This window comes from Oceanimonas sp. GK1 (genome assembly GCF_000243075.1).
GTDB lineage: Bacteria > Pseudomonadota > Gammaproteobacteria > Enterobacterales > Aeromonadaceae > Oceanimonas.
In genome coordinates this window covers 1,820,384-1,838,920 of the sequence record NC_016745.1, presented here as the reverse complement: position 1 = coordinate 1,838,920, position 18,537 = coordinate 1,820,384, and the positions used below count along the sequence as shown (strand labels likewise).

15 protein-coding genes are annotated in these 18,537 nt (G+C 63.4%); 2 read left to right on the top strand and 13 right to left on the bottom strand.

Annotation, left to right across the window (positions count from 1 at the left end):
• Positions 1–2 precede the first annotated feature (2 nt).
• The gene (locus GU3_RS08705; protein ID WP_014292161.1) at positions 3–422 is read right to left on the bottom strand and encodes a YeeE/YedE family protein; all 420 of its coding nucleotides are present in this window, start codon (positions 420–422) and stop codon (positions 3–5) included.
• A 164-nt stretch (positions 423–586) separates the two neighbouring features.
• On the opposite strand from GU3_RS08705, the gene GU3_RS08700 reads away from it, so the two are divergent.
• On the top strand, positions 587–3,541 hold the full coding sequence (locus GU3_RS08700) for a bifunctional diguanylate cyclase/phosphodiesterase (protein WP_014292160.1): 2,955 nt from the start codon (positions 587–589) through the stop codon (positions 3,539–3,541).
• A gap of 9 nt (positions 3,542–3,550) precedes the next feature.
• Here GU3_RS08700 and GU3_RS08695 read toward each other — a convergent pair whose 3' ends face one another.
• The 12 genes from GU3_RS08695 to tkt form a co-directional block, all read right to left on the bottom strand.
• Positions 3,551–4,477: a bile acid:sodium symporter gene (locus GU3_RS08695; protein WP_014292159.1), complete on the bottom strand. Its 927-nt coding sequence runs from the start codon at positions 4,475–4,477 to the stop codon at positions 3,551–3,553.
• Between the two features lie 52 nt (positions 4,478–4,529).
• Positions 4,530–5,303, bottom strand: a complete 774-nt coding sequence (locus GU3_RS08690) for a 2-keto-4-pentenoate hydratase (RefSeq protein ID WP_014292158.1) — start codon at positions 5,301–5,303, stop codon at positions 4,530–4,532.
• A 61-nt stretch (positions 5,304–5,364) separates the two neighbouring features.
• The gene (locus GU3_RS08685; RefSeq protein ID WP_014292157.1) at positions 5,365–6,654 is read right to left on the bottom strand and encodes a TRAP transporter large permease; all 1,290 of its coding nucleotides are present in this window, start codon (positions 6,652–6,654) and stop codon (positions 5,365–5,367) included.
• Positions 6,654–7,262 carry a TRAP transporter small permease subunit gene (locus GU3_RS08680; protein WP_014292156.1) on the bottom strand — a complete coding sequence of 203 codons (609 nt, stop codon included), beginning with the start codon at positions 7,260–7,262 and terminating at the stop codon, positions 6,654–6,656. Before GU3_RS08680 ends, GU3_RS08685 begins: the two co-directional genes overlap by 1 nt.
• A gap of 153 nt (positions 7,263–7,415) precedes the next feature.
• Positions 7,416–8,450 (bottom strand): TRAP transporter substrate-binding protein, encoded by a 1,035-nt coding sequence (locus tag GU3_RS08675; protein ID WP_014292155.1) that lies wholly within the window; start codon positions 8,448–8,450, stop codon positions 7,416–7,418.
• An 82-nt stretch (positions 8,451–8,532) separates the two neighbouring features.
• On the bottom strand, positions 8,533–9,954 hold the full coding sequence (hydA, locus tag GU3_RS08670) for a dihydropyrimidinase (RefSeq protein WP_014292154.1): 1,422 nt from the start codon (positions 9,952–9,954) through the stop codon (positions 8,533–8,535).
• A 348-nt stretch (positions 9,955–10,302) separates the two neighbouring features.
• Positions 10,303–10,998, bottom strand: a complete 696-nt coding sequence (locus GU3_RS08665) for a GntR family transcriptional regulator (protein WP_014292153.1) — start codon at positions 10,996–10,998, stop codon at positions 10,303–10,305.
• Positions 10,999–11,181: 183 nt separating this feature from the next.
• The gene (locus GU3_RS08660) at positions 11,182–11,913 is read right to left on the bottom strand and encodes an aspartate/glutamate racemase family protein (RefSeq protein ID WP_014292152.1); all 732 of its coding nucleotides are present in this window, start codon (positions 11,911–11,913) and stop codon (positions 11,182–11,184) included.
• 38 nt (positions 11,914–11,951) lie between these two features.
• Positions 11,952–13,232 (bottom strand): TRAP transporter large permease, encoded by a 1,281-nt coding sequence (locus GU3_RS08655; RefSeq protein WP_014292151.1) that lies wholly within the window; start codon positions 13,230–13,232, stop codon positions 11,952–11,954.
• Positions 13,229–13,786 carry a TRAP transporter small permease gene (locus GU3_RS08650; RefSeq protein ID WP_014292150.1) on the bottom strand — a complete coding sequence of 186 codons (558 nt, stop codon included), beginning with the start codon at positions 13,784–13,786 and terminating at the stop codon, positions 13,229–13,231. The genes GU3_RS08655 and GU3_RS08650 overlap by 4 nt, the downstream gene beginning before the upstream one ends.
• On the bottom strand, positions 13,783–14,793 hold the full coding sequence (locus tag GU3_RS08645; RefSeq protein ID WP_014292149.1) for a TRAP transporter substrate-binding protein: 1,011 nt from the start codon (positions 14,791–14,793) through the stop codon (positions 13,783–13,785). The genes GU3_RS08650 and GU3_RS08645 overlap by 4 nt, the downstream gene beginning before the upstream one ends.
• Positions 14,794–15,095: 302 nt before the next feature.
• Positions 15,096–17,093 carry a transketolase gene (gene tkt, locus GU3_RS08640; protein WP_014292148.1) on the bottom strand — a complete coding sequence of 666 codons (1,998 nt, stop codon included), beginning with the start codon at positions 17,091–17,093 and terminating at the stop codon, positions 15,096–15,098.
• A 234-nt stretch (positions 17,094–17,327) separates the two neighbouring features.
• On the opposite strand from tkt, the gene metK reads away from it, so the two are divergent.
• Positions 17,328–18,485 carry a methionine adenosyltransferase gene (gene metK / locus GU3_RS08635; protein ID WP_014292147.1) on the top strand — a complete coding sequence of 386 codons (1,158 nt, stop codon included), beginning with the start codon at positions 17,328–17,330 and terminating at the stop codon, positions 18,483–18,485.
• Positions 18,486–18,537: the final 52 nt, after the last annotated feature.

Sequence of the window (18,537 nt, the reverse complement as noted above, 5' to 3'; positions counted from 1 at the left end):
GATTAACCTCCCAGTCCAAGCAGGGTGACGGTCGCAATACCCGCCGCCATAAACATCAGGGTCGCCACCATGGAGCGGGGCGACAGCCGGCCCAGGCCGCAAATACCATGCCCGCTGGTGCAGCCATTGCCCAGCCGGGTGCCGATGCCCACCAACAAGCCGGCCAGCACCAGGCGCCAGGGGGAATAATGCTGCAGCGAGGCCGCCTCGGCCATATTCAGCCCAAACAACACCAGCGGCACCGCCACCAGCCCAACGACAAAGGCGATGCGCCAGCCCCGGTCGGACTGGCCGCCAATGCCGGCCACGATGCCGCTGATGCCGGCAATCCGTCCGCCCACCAGCAACAGCAGCAGCGCGGCGGCGCCGATCAGCAGACCGCCGGCCAGGGCGGTCCAGGGAGTAAAATTAACAATGGTCATGATCTGCCCCCGCAATGTGAAGTCAGGATGATTATACAAGGCGACATTAAATTAGCAATTTCTGATAAACAGATTCGAGACAGGGCTTTTCGCAATGCGTTACAATGCGTGGCATCGCACCATCAAGGCGGTTTTACGACCCACAGAACAAGGACGCCTACATCATGTCGTTGCCTGCGCTATCCCAGGCCCAGCACACCCTGTGCTTTTTCAGGCTGGATCCGCAATATCGCCTGTACCCGCTGACCCCCCTGCCCGCCGACGTTGACTCGCTCGACCCCGATACCTCCCTGCTCAGCCGGCTGAATAATGACGACCGCCAGCGCCTGGAGCAGCACTGCCAGGCCGGCCAGGCCACCCGGCTGGGGCTGACCGTGGACGGCCGACGCTGGCAATGTCACCTGGCGCCGGTGGAGCACGGCCACTGGCTGCTCAGCGCCGAGATCGACCGACAGGAAAACCGGGATGAACGGGGACTGATGGAGTGGCGGCTGCAGCGCCAGTGGCGCCGCGACCAGGATGACGGCCACGGCCAGCTGCCCGCCTTGCTGGATATTCTGACCGGCCAGTTGCAGCCGGATCGCATTATTTTGTGGCGCCATTACGAGCACGAGGAACTGCTGCGCCCGCTCTACAGCCAGGGGCTGCCCTTTGCCCTGCGCCCGGTCCGGGCCGACCGGCGTTACCTGCGCACCCTGCACCAGCGCGGCGGCCTCAGCTTCGGCAACTGCGCCGAGCAGCCGCTGCTGGGGGCCTTTGACTACCTGGCCGCCGACGGCATTCGCCACCGGCTGGATGTGCCCCTGCCCTTTGCCGGTGGCCCCGGTGGCCTGCTCAGTCTGGAATACGCCCAGGCCCACGGCCCCATGTCCGCCACCGACATGCAGTTTGTCGCGGCTCTGGCCGCCCAACTGGCCGAGGCCCTGGAGCAAACGCCGGTCCTGCCCGCCCCGGCCCTGGCTGCCGATGACTTGCTGACCCGGCTGATGCCGCTGCTGTGCCGCCATACCGGGCAGGACTTTTTCAACCGGCTGATGCTGCAACTGGCCAGCCTCACCGGCGCCAGCACGGTACTGGCCGGGCTGCAACTGCCCCAGGCACAGCGGATTCGGGTGATCGCCTGCCACCGGCAAGGCCAACTGTGTCCGCCGTTCAGTTACGATCTGGCCGGCACCCCCTGCGCCTTCAGCCGCCAGTCCCGGGAGCCGGTGTGCATTCATGCCTGCGGCCTCGCCGAGCGCTTTCCCGACGATGCCATGCTGCACGAACAGGGCGCAGAAGCCTACGCCGGGCTGTCGCTCCGAGACAGTGACGGCCGGCCGCTGGGGGTGCTGGTGTTGCTGTTCGACCACCCCTTGAGCGACAGTCACAACCTCAAGGAGCTGCTGTTAAAGCTCGAGCCCAGGGTCACCGCCGAACTGCGGCACCGGCGCGATGAAGAGCACCTGATGGTGGCGGCCGCTGCCTTTGAAACCCGGGAAGGCATTTTTATCGCCAACGGACGGATGCAAATCCAGCGAGCCAACCAGGCCTTTGCCCGCATGTGCGGCCAGGAGCCGGACAGCCTGGTGGGGCTGTCGGTGCTGTCTCTGCGCAACAAGCAACCGGACATGACCGATGTGGGGGTGATTTTACGGGCCCTGCATCACCAGGGCTGGTGGCAGGGCGAGCAGCAGCTGGCCCGGGCCGACGGCCGCACCCTGCCGGTGAACCTGCGCATCAGCCAAATACAGGATGGACTGGGCCTGCGCCATTATGTCTGCCACGCGGAAGACATTTCGGAGCAAAAATCCAGTCGTGAGCGCATCGAAAAAATGGCCTATTTCGACGAGCTCACCGGATTGCACAATCGCCGTTTTATGGTGGAGCACATCAGCCATACGGTGGCCCTGGCCGAACACGAGTCCACCCGGGGCGCCCTGCTGCTACTGGATCTGGATGGCTTCAAGAACATCAACGACTCCCTGGGTTACGCCCTGGGCGACCAGTTGCTGATCCAGGTGGCGCAGCGGCTGCAACACTTTTGCGACGCCCACGACGATACCAGCCTGGCGCGCATCGCCAGCGACGAATTCGTGCTGCTGTGCCCGCGTCTGGGCCACGGCTACTCCTCCACCAAGACCCGCACCGAACAACTGGCCAAGGCCCTGAACGAGCTGTTTCTGTCCCCCTTTGAGCTGGACGGGCTGCGTCTGCACCTGAGCGTGAGCGCCGGCATCAGTCTGTTTCCCGCCACCGGGGTGGAGCTGGAGGAATACCTGCGCCAGGCCGACACCGCCACCCACATGGCCAAGCGCATTGCCCCGGGCAGCCATGTGTTTTTCAGCCCGGAAATGGCCCAGGAGGTGCAGGAGCGGCTGCAGCTGTCCAATGCCCTGCAGCAGGCCCTGAGAAACGAGGAGCTGACGCTGCATTTTCAGCCCCAGTTGCGCCTCGACCGCCATGCCCTGCTGGGGGTCGAGGCGCTACTGCGCTGGCAACCACCGGGCCGGCCGCCGGTGCCGCCGGGGCATTTCATTCCGGTGGCGGAAGAAACCTCGCTGATCTGCGATATCGGCAACTGGGTGCTGCAGCGCGCCTGCGAGCGGCTGCAACACTGGCACCGGCAGGGCCTGGGCCCCGAGCGGCTATCGGTCAACATCAGTGCCCGCCACTTTCACAGCCCCGACTTTACCACCCGGCTGGAAACCCTGCTGCAGCAGTTTCCCGCCTGCCGGCACCGGCTGACCCTGGAAGTGACCGAAAGCGTGATCCTGGAAAACCTCACCGAAAGCCGCGCCCGCATGAGCCGGCTGAAGGCCCTCGGACTGGGGCTGTCCATTGACGATTTCGGCACCGGCTACTCTTCCTTTGCCTACCTGAAAGAGCTGCCGGTGGACGAGCTGAAACTGGATCGCGCCTTTATTCGTCATGTGGATACGGCACCGCGAGACAAGGCCATTATCGCCTGCATACTGCAGCTGGCCCGGGAGCTGCAACTGACCGTGGTGGCGGAAGGGGTGGAAACCGAGGCCCAGCGCAGCCAGCTGCTGACCCTGGGCTGCACGGCCGGCCAGGGTTTCCTGATGGCCAGGCCCATGCCGGAAGCCGCCCTGATGGCATGGCTGGCCCAGGCCTGAGCGTCGGGCTCAGGCGCCGTCCTCGGCAACCTCATGGCGGGCCCGCGAGGCCAGCCGGGACGCCAGCAGCGAGTCGGCCAGCATGTGCAGAAAGTGAAACACCAGGCAGGCCACCACCGCCAGGCCGCCCGCGGCGTTCATCGCCACCAGCACGCTGACCGCCACCGGGGTGGTTTTCTGGGCGGCGGTAAACAGCAACGCCAGCCGCGCCGGCCGGGCCAGTCCGGCGCCCGCCAGCCGGCACAACCCCAGCAGGCTCCCGTGCAGCAGCAGCGACCAGGCCGCCAGCGCCAGCAAGTCCGCCCCTTCCAGGGCCAGCAAGGCCGGACGGCTGGTCGACAGGGTGATCCAGGCGGTGGTGACCACACTCAGGGTGGGCACCAGGCCCATCCAGCGCTGCGCGGCCCTTGCCCCCAACCCCAGCCGCAGCCCCATGCCCAGCACAAAGGGCAGCAGCACCATCAGCAACAGCTTGTGCAGCAGCGGCCAGGGCGACAAGGCGCCGCTGTTCCCGATCAGCAGGCTCAGCATCAGCGGTATGGTGATGATGCCCAGCAGGTTCAGCCCCAAGGTCATGAACAGCGACCACTGGGCATTGCCGCCGCTGAGCCGGGTCAGCACCACGCAGGAGGACAGGGTCGGCGGCACCACCGACACCACCAGCAATCCCAGCGCCAGCCCCGGCGCCAGTCCGCTGAAATGGTACAGCAGCCCGCCCAGCAGCGGTGACGGCAGCAGGCTGATGACCAGCGCCAAGCCAAAGACCCGGCCAAAGCCCGCATCGGGCCTGAGCTCGCGCACCGGGGTCTGCAGGCCGTTGACCAGAAAGATCACCGCCACCAGCCAGGGCAGCGGCTGCCATTGGGCCAGCCAGACCCCGGGCCCCGGCAGCAGCAGGGCCAGCACTATAGCGGCACACAGGCCGCCGGGAAGCAACCAGGCGATGATGCCCTCCTTAACCGGACAGGCCGGCGCCGGTTAATGCGACTTACGCCACCACCAGGCTGACGTCGCCAATGCCGGGAAAGCTGGCCACCACCTCGGCGCCGGGCTCGATAAAACGCATGCCGGTCCAGCTGCCGGTGGTGATCAGATCTCCCGCTGCCAGCCCCCGATTGCGCGCCACCAGGTGATTGACCGCCCAATGCAGCAACCGGGTGGGATCGGCCAGCGGATGACCGCCGCGCTGATCCGCCAGCACGGCGCCGTTCACTGTCAGTTGCACCGGCTGCAGTGACAGCTCCCGGCCTTGCCAGTCACTGATGCCGCTGCCCACCACCAGGCCGCCGCTGGTCTGGTTGTCGGCCAGCCGCCACAGGGCGCTGGTCTGCTGCCATGCCTTCAGCCGGGTATCCACCAGCTCCAGGGTGACGCACATCTTGCCCAGGGCCGCGCCCACTTCCCGCTCGCTGTAGGCCCGGGCCCGCACCGGCAAGGACCGCGTGACCCGAAATGCCAGCTCCGCCTCGATGCCAATCATGTGGAAGCCGGCAGCTTCCAGCCGCACCCCGCTGTCGTGCACCTTTTGCGGCGGAATGGGGGCGCTGTAGGGCTCGGTGTCCCGGTCGGGCGCCCCCACCTTCCAGCAATGGGTGCGCCGGGCCGGCCACAGGTGGCGGGCCACGCCGTCCTGAATGGCATAGGCCTGCTCCACCGTCTGCGGGCCGTCGCCGGCCTCGAACTGCCTGCCGCTTTCATAGGCGGCCAGCACCCGGGCCACCGCTTGCTGTACCTGTTGTGGTGGTGGAATGGGTTGTTCCATGGTCGTCATCCTCATGTTCACGCTGTCGCCAGCTCCAGGGCGCCGAGGCGCCGGCTTTGGGTTACATCATGTTGGGCAGCCACAGGGCAATCTCCGGGAACACCATCAGGCTGAAGGTGAACAACATCATGATCAGGATGAAGGGCACCACCCCCCACATCACATCACTGATGTTGCCGCCGTCCTTGCGCACGCTCTGCACTACGAACAGGTTCATGCCCACCGGCGGGGTGATCAGCGCCAGCTCGCACATCAGCACCACAAACACCCCGTACCAGATGGGATCCACCCCCAGGGCGGTGACGATGGGATAGGTGATGGGAATGGTCAGCACCTGCATCGACAACACGTCCATGAACATGCCGAGCGCCAGGTAGAACAGAATGAGGACCAGCAGCAAACCGGTCACGCTCAGGCCAAAGGAGGTGACCCAGGCGGTCAGCTCGTCCACCACCCCGGTCAGGCTGATGGTCAGGTTGAGCACAAAGGCGGCGGTGATGATCAGCAGTATCATGCCGGTAATGCGCGCGGTCTGGACAAAACACTCCTGCAGGAAGGCCAGCGTCAGCCGGCCGGAGCGCCAGGCGAAGTAGAGCGCGGTCATCACCCCCAGGGCGGCGGACTCGGTGGCGGTGGCCAGGCCGCTGTAGATGCTGCCCATGACAATACCAAACACCACCGCCGGTGGGATCAGGTAACGGGACAGGCGCAGCTTTTCCGACAGCGGCAGCTTTTCTTCCCGTACGCTGCCCCGGCCCATGTTGGCAAAGGCGATGTACACCATGAACAGCAGGCTCAGCAGAATGCCGGGAAGCAGGCCCGCCATAAACAGCTTGCCGATGGAGTTGTTGGTGAGCGAGCCGTAGATCAGCATGTTGACGCTGGGCGGAATAAGAATGCCCAGGGTGCCGCCGGCGGCCAGGCTGCCCAGGGACTGGCGCATGGAGTAGTTGCGCTCCTTCAGCGACGGCAGCGCCACGGTGCCGATGGTGGCGGCGGTGGCCACCGAGGAGCCGGAAGTGGCGGCAAACAGCGCACAGGAGCCGATATTGGTGTGCAGCAGGCCGCCGGGCAGCCGGCCCAGCCAGGCCGACATGGACAGGAACATTCGGTCGGCGATGCCGCTGCGCAGCAGCAGCTCCCCGAGCAGAATGAACAGCGGAATGGCGGTGAGCAGCGCCTCGTTGTGTACGCTCCAGACCACGGAACCGATGGAGTCCATAAAGGTCCAGTCGAATACCATGATGCCGCCAATCACGCCGATCAGGGCCATGGCCACGGCGATGGGCACCCCCAGCAACAACATGCCGAGCATGGCCAGAAAGCCGATAAAGACGGTGGTGATGGTCATTACGCCCCCTCCCCGGCCAGCGCCGGTGCCGCTGTGGGTTTATGCGGTTGCTGCTGGCGCTGGGCAAAGTCGGCCAGCTCTTCCTGCAGCTCTTCACTCACCCCTTTGGGGTTGAATTCATGGTTCAGCGCCTGATGCCGGCCACTGGCCAGCAGCCAGGTGGCGCGCAGACCATAGCCCAGCGCCACCAGGGCAAACACCGCCAGGCCCGCCATCCACACACTCTGGGGGTAGATCAGCGGCGTCGCCCAGGGCGTCTGGGCGGTGCTGCCGTAGTCCAGGGTTTCCAGCACCACATTCATGCACACCCACACCAGAAACAGGCCCAGGCCGCTCATAAACAGGGCCGACAGCCAGTTGAGCACGCTCTGCAGGCCTTGCGGCAGCCGCTCATGAAAAATATCGATACGCATGTGGGCACGGCCAAACAGCGCGATGGTAAAGGCCAGGGTGGCGCCCACCGCCAGGGCGTAACCGCTCAGCTCGTCGACCCCCTGCAGGGATACCTTGAAAAACTTGCGCAGCAGGGTCTCTACCGCAATCAGCAGCGACAGCAGCAGAAACATGCCGCCAAACGCCAGACTGGCCAGTTGCTCTATTCGCTTCATGTCAACCTCTCCTTGTTACCGGCGGGCAGGGCCGCCATCGCCTTGCCCGCCGGGCGTGGTGTCGGCGACCACCGGGCCTGTGCCCGCACCGCCAACCCGTCCACTGGACTGTTATTCAGGCCTGACACCGGCAGGGGCCGGCGTCATGATGGGTCACAGGCCGACGATGTCGGCCATATCCCGCTTCCAGTTGGCGGAGCAATCGGGATTGGTTTTGTCGCACTGGTCGGCCCAGTTCGGGTAGGACACCTGCTGAACCATGCTGGCGACGACCGCCAGATCGGCCTCATTGACCGGCACATCCACCAGATTGAAGGGCTTGCCGGTGTCACAGGGCTGCTCGCCCACGTTGCAGCGGCTGGCATCCTGGAACAGGGCTTGCGAGTAGTTCCAGATGTCGTCGGTCAGCTCATCAAAGGCCGCCTGCAGGGTCTGCTGCTGCTCCGGGGTCAGCTTGTTCCAGGTTTTGAGGTTGATGCCGTAACCGTTCAGCGCCATCTGGAAGCTCAGCGGCAGCATGTGGGTGGTCACTTCCGGCCAGCCGGCGGAATTGGCAGAGCTGGCGCCGGTGATGGCACATTCAATCATGCCGAGCGCCAGACTCTGGTGCACATCGCCAAAGGCCACCGGCACCGGCACGCCGCCCACGGATTCCACAAACTGCGCCAGGCTCTGATCGGATACCCGCACCTTCAGCCCCTTGACGTCTTCCAGGCTGGTGAGGGGATGGTTACAGAACAGCACCTGGGGGCCAAAGGGCCAGACCCCCAGCAGCTTGGTGTTGAAGCGCGCCTGCAGGCGCTGATCGACGGTGTCCTTGTAGGCATCCACCACGCGGCGGCCTTTTTCAAAGTCCGGGCTCAGCCCCACCAGATCCAGCCCGAGAATGGTGGGCTCGTCCCGGGACACCTGAGACAAACGCAGGGAAATCAGGTCAAACAGGCCGGACTTCAGTACCCGCAACTGCTCCACGTCTTTGATGCCGGTGGTGTCGAGGGGCTTGTAATTGACCTTGAGCGGCAGGCCGGTGTTGTCGGCCAGGTGTTCAAAAAACGGCTGCTCCTTGTTTTTCTGAATGAGACCGGTCGCCAGCGGCTGACCGATCACCTTGAGGTTGATGGTCTCGGCCAGGGCCGGTGCGGATGCCAGCACACTGCCCAGCAGGGTGGCGGTGATCAGTTTTCTCATGATGAGACTCTCCTTCCTTGAATATGCCCGATGGCATGAGTACATGGCCCGCGGCGCAGGCCACCAGAAATCATCCCTGTGCTCAGCGGCGCACCTTGGGTTTGGCCATGTCCGGCTTGCCGCAGGGCAGGAAGCGACCGTCACCGGCCTGACCCAGCACCTCGCCGTCGCGCCATACCACGCGGCCCCGGCTCAGGGTCAGCACCGGCCAGCCGGTCACCCGCTGGCCCTCATAGGGGGTGTAATCCACGTCGTGGTGCAGCAGCTCGTTCTGAATGACCACCTCACGCTTGGGATCCCAGATGGCGATGTCGGCGTCGGCGCCCACCGCAATGCTGCCCTTTTGGGGGTAGAGGCCGTACAGCTTGGCCGGGTTGGTGGCGGTCAGCTCCACAAAGCGGTTAAGGGTAATGCGCCCCTTGTTGACCCCCTCCGAGAACAGCAGCGGCAGCCGGGTTTCCAGGCCGGGAATGCCGTTGGGAATGTAGGGAAAGTCCACCTCTTCGCCGTTCGGCTTCTTGCCCTGGGGGTCTTCATAACGGAAAGGGGCATGGTCGGAGGAGAAGATGGTAAACAGGCCGTCTTCCAGCCCATCCCAGATCACCTGCTGGTTGGCCTCATCCCGGGGCGGCGGGCTGCATACGCACTTGGCGCCTTCATAGCCGTCCAGCCCCAGATCCTCGGCGGTGAGGAACAGGTACTGAGGGCAGGTTTCGGCGTAGATGCTGATGCCCTTGCTGCGCGCCCAGCGAATTTGCTCCACCGCTTCCTCGCCGGAGACGTGCACGATCAAAATGGGCACGTCCACCAGCTCGGACAGGGCGATGGCCCTGTGGGTGGCTTCCCGCTCCACCAGCATGGGCCGGGCGGCGGCATGGTATTTGGGGGCGGTGTGGCCGGCGTCAATCAGCCGCTTGGTCAGCCAGCCGATGCAGTCGGCGTTTTCCGCGTGGATCATGGCCATGGCGCCTTCGGCCCGGGCCAGTGCCAGCACGTCCAGGATCTGACCGTCATTGAGCTTGAGGTCGTCGTAGGTCATGTAAATCTTGAAGGAGGTGCAGCCCTGGCGAATGAGCTCCGGCAGCTCTTCCTTGAGCACTTTTTCGGTGGGGTCGCTGACGATCAGGTGAAAGGCGTAGTCCACCACCGCCCTGCCCTCGGCCCGGCGGTGATAATCCTCTACCGCCGCCTTCAGGGACTGGCCCTTTTCCTGAGCGGCAAAGGGCATGACGGTGGTGGTGCCGCCGCAAGCGGCGGAGCGGGTGCCGGTGTAAAAATCATCGGCCATGCGCAGCCCGTCCGGCATCGGCTGATCCAAGTGGCAGTGGCCATCCACCCCGCCCGGCAGCACCAGCATGCCACTGGCATCCAGCTCTTCCCGGCCCGCGCCCAGGTTCAGGCCCAGGGCCACGATGCGGCCGTCCTTGATGCCGATATCGCAGTCGGTCACGTCGGCGGCGGTGGCAATGCGGCCGTTTCGAATCACCAGATCAAACTCGGACATGAATCACTCCTTGATGTTGTGCTGCTTCGTTAAATTGAATTTATAATTATATATTCGTAATTAATCATTGCTTGTGCCCGGTTTCAAACCGGCAGTCACCGGAATGTGAACGGGATCTCACAATTAAAACAAATTGTTAACAATGGAGCGGTGAATCAAAAAGGGCCACGCCTCGAATGAGGACGAACCAGCAAAGCAGGTGGCCGCAGTAGGGCCGAGGCGCCGTTGCCGGCGGCAGAGAAGAAGTGCAATCAAAAGGAGCCGGCTGACGACAGTGAAGGGAGTGCAGGGAGGTGACAACAAAGCATCAGAAATGAACGGGGCCTGACGCCGCCCCTTGGAGCCGGATCAGCCCGTTTTTTGCTGTTTTTGCTCCAGTTCACGCACCAGCAGGGTGCCGGTATGCATCACGTGCTCGGCCAGAATGCGTCCCGCCCGATCGCCGTCACCGGCCTGCAGGGCCGCCAGCAGGGCGCGGTGCTCGGCCACGGATTCGTCCCAGCGATGATGAAAGTCGATGGCCAGGTAGCGGCCACGGCTGACCTTGTTCATCAGCTGGTGGTGCAGCTGCGTCAGGGTGTCGTTGCCGGCGAGCTCGATGATCAGCCGGTGAATATGCTGGTTGATGTCAAAATAGTGCTGCTTGTCCTGGGCCTGGTGATAGCCTTCGAGCTGGTGCTGCAACCGGACCAGCCGATCCAGATCGGCGGCGGTCGCCCGCTTGGCGGCCAGTTCGGCGGCCCGGCGCTCCAGGGAGCAGATGATTTCAAAATGCTCGCGGATCTCGTCCGGGGTGATCACCGACACCCGGGCGCCCCGGTTGGGCTCGATGGTGACAATACCTTCGGAATTGAGCACCTTGAGGGCTTCACGCAGGGGGGTGCGGGAGATATCCAGCTGTTTGCACAATGCCGGCTCGTTGATGCGCTCCCCTTCCTTGAGCTCGCCCTCGATGATCATGGTGCGCACGCAGTCGGCCACTTCCTCGTGCAGCGAGCGCCGCCGGAGGGAACTTCGGCCCAGGGAATTAACACTGCTTGCCATATCGTGCTCCTGTTATATGAATGTTATTGGCGGTTTACCTTAATCCGTTGTTGGGTAAAACGGTATGACAGAGACGGACAAGGGTGATCCCGATCTAATAATGAATAAAGAATCATTGTCGGCAGCCTGCCCGCCATCGTCGGTGAGCAGACTGCCCTTATTTATGAATTATATAATATATAATTACGGCTTGATCGAAAACAAAGAGCCCCACCCCTGGATCTGGCTCGGATCCGCATCGGCCAGCAGCATGCCCTTCCATACCCCGGTAGAGACGGTGTCGTAGATGGGAATGCCCAGCTCCTGCTCCAGCCGCGCCGCCACCCGGGCGCCGCGCAGGTTGGTGCAGAAAATGGTGATGGCGTCGCACTGCCCCTCGGCGGCCACCGCCCGCACCATCTCTTCCAGGGTGTTTTCGCTCACCTCGGAGAAGGAGAAGTTGCCCTTGTCGTTGAGGTGGCGCTCGGCCACACACTCAAAACCGGCATCGGCATAGGTGGCGATCACCTTGCGCTGCACCTCGTGCAGGTAGGGGGTCACCAGGCCAAAGCGCTTGACGCCGGTAAGCTGGAACAGCTCGTTCAACGCCAGCACCGAGGTGGTGGCCGGAATGCCGGTGGCGTCGGTAATGGCCTTGCACAGGATCTCGTCATCCTGAAAACCGCGCCAGCCGGAAGAGGTGCCGCTCCAGGTGATGGACTGCACCCTGGCGTCCGCCAGCAGCCGGGACGCCTGCAGGAAGGGCTCGTTGTCGAACTGGCTCAGGGCCTGATCGGTGAGGGAAATCTCGGTCACCTTGAGCCGGCCGAAGTGGGCGCTGACGCCCTCCACGCCGTGCAGAATGTCGCCGGTCACCGGCTCCAGGGTGGTGTTGGAGGACGGGGTCAGAACACCCAGCAGAGTACGATTAGTCATGGTAAGCTCCTTGCTTGTTGTTAGATTTCATTCAGTTATCAGTAACCCAGGGCGTGCGGCAGGGCCGTCACGATACCGGGGAAAATCCAGCACAGCACCAGCACCAGGTATTGCAGGGCAATAAAGGGCCAGACGTAGCGCAACAGCTGCGACATCGGGATCTTGGCAATGCCGCACATCACGAACAGCAGCACTCCCACTGGCGGCGTCATCATGCCGATCACCAGGTTGAACACGAACAGAAAGCCGAAGTACAGCGGGTCGATGCCGTAGGCCAGGGCAATGGGCGCAAACAGGGGCACCAGCATGATGTAGGCCGCGTTCGACTCCAGGAACATGCCCACCACCAGCAGCATCGCCATCACCAGTGCCAGAAACACATGGGGGTTGTCGGTCAGGGTCTGAATAAACTCGGACAACCGCATGGGGATGAGATCAATGGTGAACAGGAAGGTCAACGGCGTCGCAAAGGCGATCAGCGCCCCCACCACCGCCGAGGTCAGCGCGGCCCGGAACATGCAGCCCGGCAGGTCGGCCCATGCCAGCTTGCGGGTCACCCACTTGCCGATCACAAAGGCATAGACCACGGCAATGGCTGCGCCTTCGGTGGCGGTAAACACGCCGCCGACAATGCCGCCAATGACGATCACCGGCATCAGCATGATGGCCCCGGCCCGTTTGGTCTGCACCAGCAGGTTCTTCAGGCTGAAGGGTTCACCGGTAGGCGGATAGCCCTTGCGATGGGCCATCCAGCTCGACAGCAGCATCATGCCTATCACCAGCAGCACACCCGGCACCACGCCGGCCATGAACAGGCCACCCACGGAGACCGAGGAGCCGGCCATCAGGGCATACACAATCATGGCGGCGCTGGGCGGAATAATGGGACCCAGGTTTGAAGCCGAGGCCACCACCGCCGAGCCAAAGCCCGCGTCGTAGTGCTTTTTCATCGCCGGCATCATGGTGGTGCCCAGCGCACTGGCGCCCGCCACGGCGGCACCGGTCACCGACGCCAGCCCCAGGCCGGAGAGCAGGGTGACATGGGCCAGGCCGCCCTTGACCCGGCCGACGAAGGCGTTGGCAAAGTCGATGGTACGCTGCATCACCTGACCGCCCACCATCAGCTCCCCCGCCAGCATAAACAGCGGAATCGCCATCAGCGGAAAGGAGTTGACCGCGTGCATCATGCGCTGGGGCAGTACCGACAGCTCGATGCCGCTCCAGGCCAGACCGCCGAGGGCCGCCAGCCCCAGGGAAAAGGCCAGGGGCATGCCCAGCAGCGCCAGCACCAGAAACAGAATAATCGCCAGTGTGGTCATGCGACCTCCTCCTCATCCATCCACACCCGGGTGCCCTGCCAGGCCATAAACAGCAGGTGCAGCAGGCCATGGCCGCAGCTCAGCATCACCGGGATATAGAACACAGAGGCACTGACCGGAATGGTCGGCATCAGCTCGCCCCAGCTGTCCATGGCCACCAGCACCGCCTGGTAACAGACCACCACCATCAGCAGACCGCTGACCAGCAGCATCAGCCGTGCCAGCCCTTCCTGCAGCCGGGGCGACAGCTTGTTGGTCAGCACATCAATCCCCACATGAATGCCGTGCTTGAGGCCGTGGGGAATGGCCAGGAACACCGCCCAGACAAAGGCCAGGCGCGACATCTCGTCGGCCCAGTCGATGGACTCGGACAGCAGATAACGGCAGAACACCTGAGCCGTGACCAGCAGCACCATCACCGCCATGCACACACAAATGGTATAGCGGGAAGCGCTGTCCACCCTTTGCAACAGCCGGCGGACAAAGGCCGCCGGCGCTGGCAGGGGCCCGGCTCCGTTCAGCATGTGCGGCTGTTCGGAATGACCGGTTGTCATGACTTGGCATCCTCCAGCACGGCGTTCACCAGCTCGGCACCCAGGCGCTCCTTCAGCTCATCAATAATGCCCGCGGTCTTTTGCTGCATCTGCTGGTGCAGCTCCGGGCTGACGCGGTTGAACTGCATGCCCGCCGCCACCAGCTGCTCCCGGGAATGCACATCCTCCTCGGCGGCCTTTTCACGCTGCCATGCCACGGCCTTGGCCATGGCGTCGCGCACCGCCTGCTGCTCCGTCCCGGAGAGCTTGTCGAAGCGCCGCTTGTTGGCCACCACCACAATAAAGTCAAAGAAATGGCCGGTATCGGTCACGTACTGCTGCACTTCCTGATAGTTGTTCTTGCGAATGATACTGAAGGGGTTTTCCTGACCGTCGATCACCTTCTGCTGCAGGGCGGAATAGACTTCGTTGATGCCCATGGAAGTGGGGCTGGCACCCAGGGCGCGGAAGGTCTTGAGGTGGGTTTCATTGGGCTGCAGACGGATCTTGAGGCCGTCGAAGTCGTTGATGGACTCGATAGGGCGCACGCTGTTGGTAACATGGCGCGGGCCCAGCTCCATAAAGCCCAGGGCCACAAAGCCCTTGTCGGCCAGTTTTTCGTTAAGCAGCTCCCCTACCCGGCCGTCAATCACCCTGAAGGCGGTTTCCCGGTCCTTGAACACAAAGGGCAGGCTGACCGCTTCCAGCTCGGGCACGGTGCGGGACAGAAAGGACACGCCAATCCAGGTCATGCTGAGCACCCCGGAGCGCACCTGATCCACGTTTTCAGAGGCGCCGCCCAGCTGCATGGCCGGGAACAGGTTGACTTCCATGTCTCCTTGGGTGGCCGCTTCCACTTCCTGCTTGAATACCTCCATGGCCAGGGTACTGGAATGATCCACGGCGAAGTTGCCCGCCACCCGCAGGGTCTCGGCCTGCACCGAGGCGGTCGCCAGGGTCGCGCCGAGCGAGATCGTTAACAAACTTTTTTTAAAGAAACCGCCAAAGGCGTGTAGATTGTTTCCCATTACCTTCTCCTTGGTTTGGACGCCGCCTGCGTCATTATGAATTCATAATTATATATACATTTCATTAACAGGCTGGGCAATGGGGCCAGCGCCATAAAATGCTGACCAGACACTCAAAAAATCAGCCAAGGTCCTGTTAAAAAACGGCTTTTTACTTTAGTGCGAATTTTACCTGGTTAATAAATTGTGATCGGGATCGCTCCGCGACGGTGACGGCCCACGACGCCGTGTTCGGGCCGGATCCCGGCCATAAAAAAACCGGCTCGAAAGCCGGTTTTTATCATTCATGTCGCGGGGAAGGCTCAGCCCAGCAGGGCCTCAGCCTTCTCCACCACGTTGTCGGTGGTAAAGCCGAACAGCTTGAACAGCTCGCCGGCCGGGGCCGACTCGCCAAAGCTGGTCATGCCGATGATGTCGCCACCAAAGCCCACGTACTTGAACCAGTAGTCCTTGATGCCGGCTTCCACCGCCAGACGCCTGGTCACGGCGGCGGGCAGCACGCTTTCACGGTAGGAGGCAGACTGGGCGTCAAACACGTCGGTGGACGGCATGGACACCACACGCACCGCGCGGCCCTTGGCAGTCAGCTGCTCGGCGGCGGCCATGGCCAGCTCCACCTCGGAGCCGGTGGCGACGATGATCAGCTCAGGCGTGCCGGCGCAATCGCGCAGCACATAGCCACCCTTGGCCACGTCGGCCAGCTGGGCCTCAGTGCGCTCCATCTGGGGCAGGTTCTGCCGAGAGAAGATCAGCGAAGTGGGGCCGTCCTGACGCTCAATGGCGTGTTTCCAGGCCACCGCCGACTCCACCTGATCACAGGGACGCCAGGTGCTCATGTTGGGGGTCAGGCGCAGAGAGGCAATTTGCTCGACCGGCTGGTGGGTCGGGCCGTCTTCACCTAGGCCGATGCTGTCGTGGGTGTACACAAAGATGGAGCGCTGCTTCATCAAGGCGGCCATGCGCACCGCGTTGCGGGCGTATTCCACGAACATCAGGAAGGTGCCGCCGTAGGGCACGAAACCGCCGTGCAGGGCGATACCGTTCATGATGGCGCTCATGCCGAACTCGCGCACGCCGTAGTGCAGGTAGTTGCCGGAGGCATCCTCGGCGCTGATGGCCTTTGAAGCCTTGTGCATGGTCAGGTTAGACGGCGCCAGGTCGGCACTGCCACCCAGCAGCTCGGGCAGCACAGCGCCAAAGGCGTCGAGGGCGTTCTGAGAGGCCTTGCGGGTGGCGATCTTGGCCGGAGCCGCCTGCAGGCCCTTGATAAAGTCGGTGCTCTGCTGGGCCCAGTCGGCGGGCAGCTCGCCGTTCAGGCGGCGCTTGAGCTCGGCGGCCAATTCCGGATGAGCGGCGGCGTAGGCGGCAAACTGCTCGTTCCAGGCGGCTTCCCGCTCGGCACCCTTGGCCTTGGCATCCCACTCGCCGTAGATGTCGGCGGGGATCTCGAACGGCGCATGGTGCCAGCCCAGTTGCTCGCGGGTGGCGGCGATTTCATCTTCACCCAGGGGGGCACCGTGGCAGTCGTGGCTGCCGCCCTTGTTGGGAGAACCAAAGCCGATCACGGTGCGGCAGCAGATCAGGGTCGGGCGGGAAGTATCGGCGCGGGCGGCCTCGATGGCGGCGGCCACGGCGGCACTGTCGTGGCCGTCAACGGCTGGGATCACCTGCCAGCCGTAGGCTTCAAAACGCTTGGGCGTGTCGTCGCTGAACCAGCCGTCCACATGACCGTCGATGGAAATGCCGTTGTCATCCCAGAAGGCAATCAGCTTGCCCAATCCCAGGGTACCCGCCAGGGAGCAGGCTTCGTGGGAGATGCCTTCCATCAGGCAGCCGTCACCCAGGAAGGTATAGGTGTAGTGATCCACCACCTCATGGCCGGGCTGGTTGAACTGGGCCGCCAGCGCCTTTTCGGCGATGGCCATGCCCACCGCATTGGTGATGCCCTGACCGAGCGGACCTGTGGTGGTTTCCACGCCCGGGGCGTAGCCGTACTCGGGGTGGCCGGGGGTCTTGGAATGCAGTTGGCGGAACTGCTTGAGATCGTCGATGGACAGCTCATAGCCGGTCAGGTGCAGCAGGGAGTACAGCAGCATGGAGCCGTGACCGTTGGACAGAATAAAGCGGTCACGATCGGCCCAGTTCGGGTTGGCCGGGTTGTGCTTCAAGTAATCACGCCACAACACCTCGGCGATATCCGCCATGCCCATGGGGGCACCGGGGTGACCGGAATTGGCTTTCTGTACCGCATCCATACTGAGCGCGCGCACGGCATTGGCCAGCACTTGACGAGAAGGCATCGACATCTCCTGAGAAATTCTTGAAAGAAGGGTGAACAAAACGGCGGTTATTGTCCCAAAGACGGCCGGGTGGCGCAAATTATTCTCCCCCCGCTGCCGGGCGCCGGGCCGGTCACACATTTTGCTGGCAATCCCGTCGCCGCCTCTCTAGAATAGCCGTCCAGATGTTAATACCGCCATCCAGGCGGTCACTGACAGCACCGAATTCATTACATTTTCAGGAAGTGAAGTAACATGGCCAGACTGTTTACCTCCGAGTCCGTGTCCGAAGGTCATCCCGACAAGATTGCCGACCAGATCTCCGATGCGGTCCTCGACGCCATCATCAAGCAGGACCCCAAGGCTCGCGTGGCCTGCGAAACCTACGTCAAGACCGGCATGGTCATCGTGGGCGGCGAAATCTCCACCAGCGCCTGGGTCGACATCGAAGAGCTGGCCCGCCGCACCGTACGCGACATTGGCTACACCAGCTCCGACATGGGCTTTGACGGTGACAGCTGCGCCGTGCTCAACGCCATCGGCAAACAGTCTCCCGACATCGCCATGGGCGTGGATCGCAAAGACGAAGACCCTTACGCTCAGGGTGCCGGCGACCAGGGCCTGATGTTCGGTTACGCCTCCAACGAAACCGATGTACTGATGCCCGCCCCGGTCACCTACGCCCACCGTCTGGTGAAGCGCCAGGCCCATGTGCGCAAGGCCAAGGAGCTGCCCTGGCTGCGTCCGGACGCCAAGTCCCAGGTCACCTTTGTTTACGACGACGGCAAGCCGGTGGCCATCGACACCGTGGTGCTGTCCACCCAGCACAGCCCCGACATCGATCAGGCCACCCTGCGCGAAGCGGTGATGGAGCTGATCATCAAGCCGGTGCTGCCCGCCGAATGGCTGAGCAAGGACACCAAGTACCACATCAACCCCACCGGCCAGTTTATTATCGGCGGCCCCATGGGTGACTGTGGCCTGACCGGCCGCAAGATCATCGTCGACACCTACGGCGGCATGGCCCGCCACGGTGGTGGTGCCTTCTCCGGCAAGGATCCGTCCAAGGTGGATCGCTCCGCCGCCTACGCCGCCCGCTACGTGGCCAAAAACATCGTGGCCGCCGGTCTGGCGGATCGCTGTGAAATTCAGGTGTCCTACGCCATCGGTGTGGCCGAGCCCACCTCCATCAGCGTGGAAACCTTCGGCACCGGCAAGGTATCCGAAGAACTCATCGACGCCCTGGTGCGCGAGCACTTCGACCTGCGCCCCTATGGCCTCATTCAGATGCTGGATCTGAACCGTCCCATCTACCAGGCCACCGCCGCCTACGGCCACTTCGGCCGGGACGAGTTCCCCTGGGAGGCCACCGACAAGGCCGCCCTGCTGCGCGACGCCGCCGGCCTGAAGTAAGCATCAAGGGGAAGCATTCGCTTCCCCTTTGTATATTCGCTTGCAGCCTGAG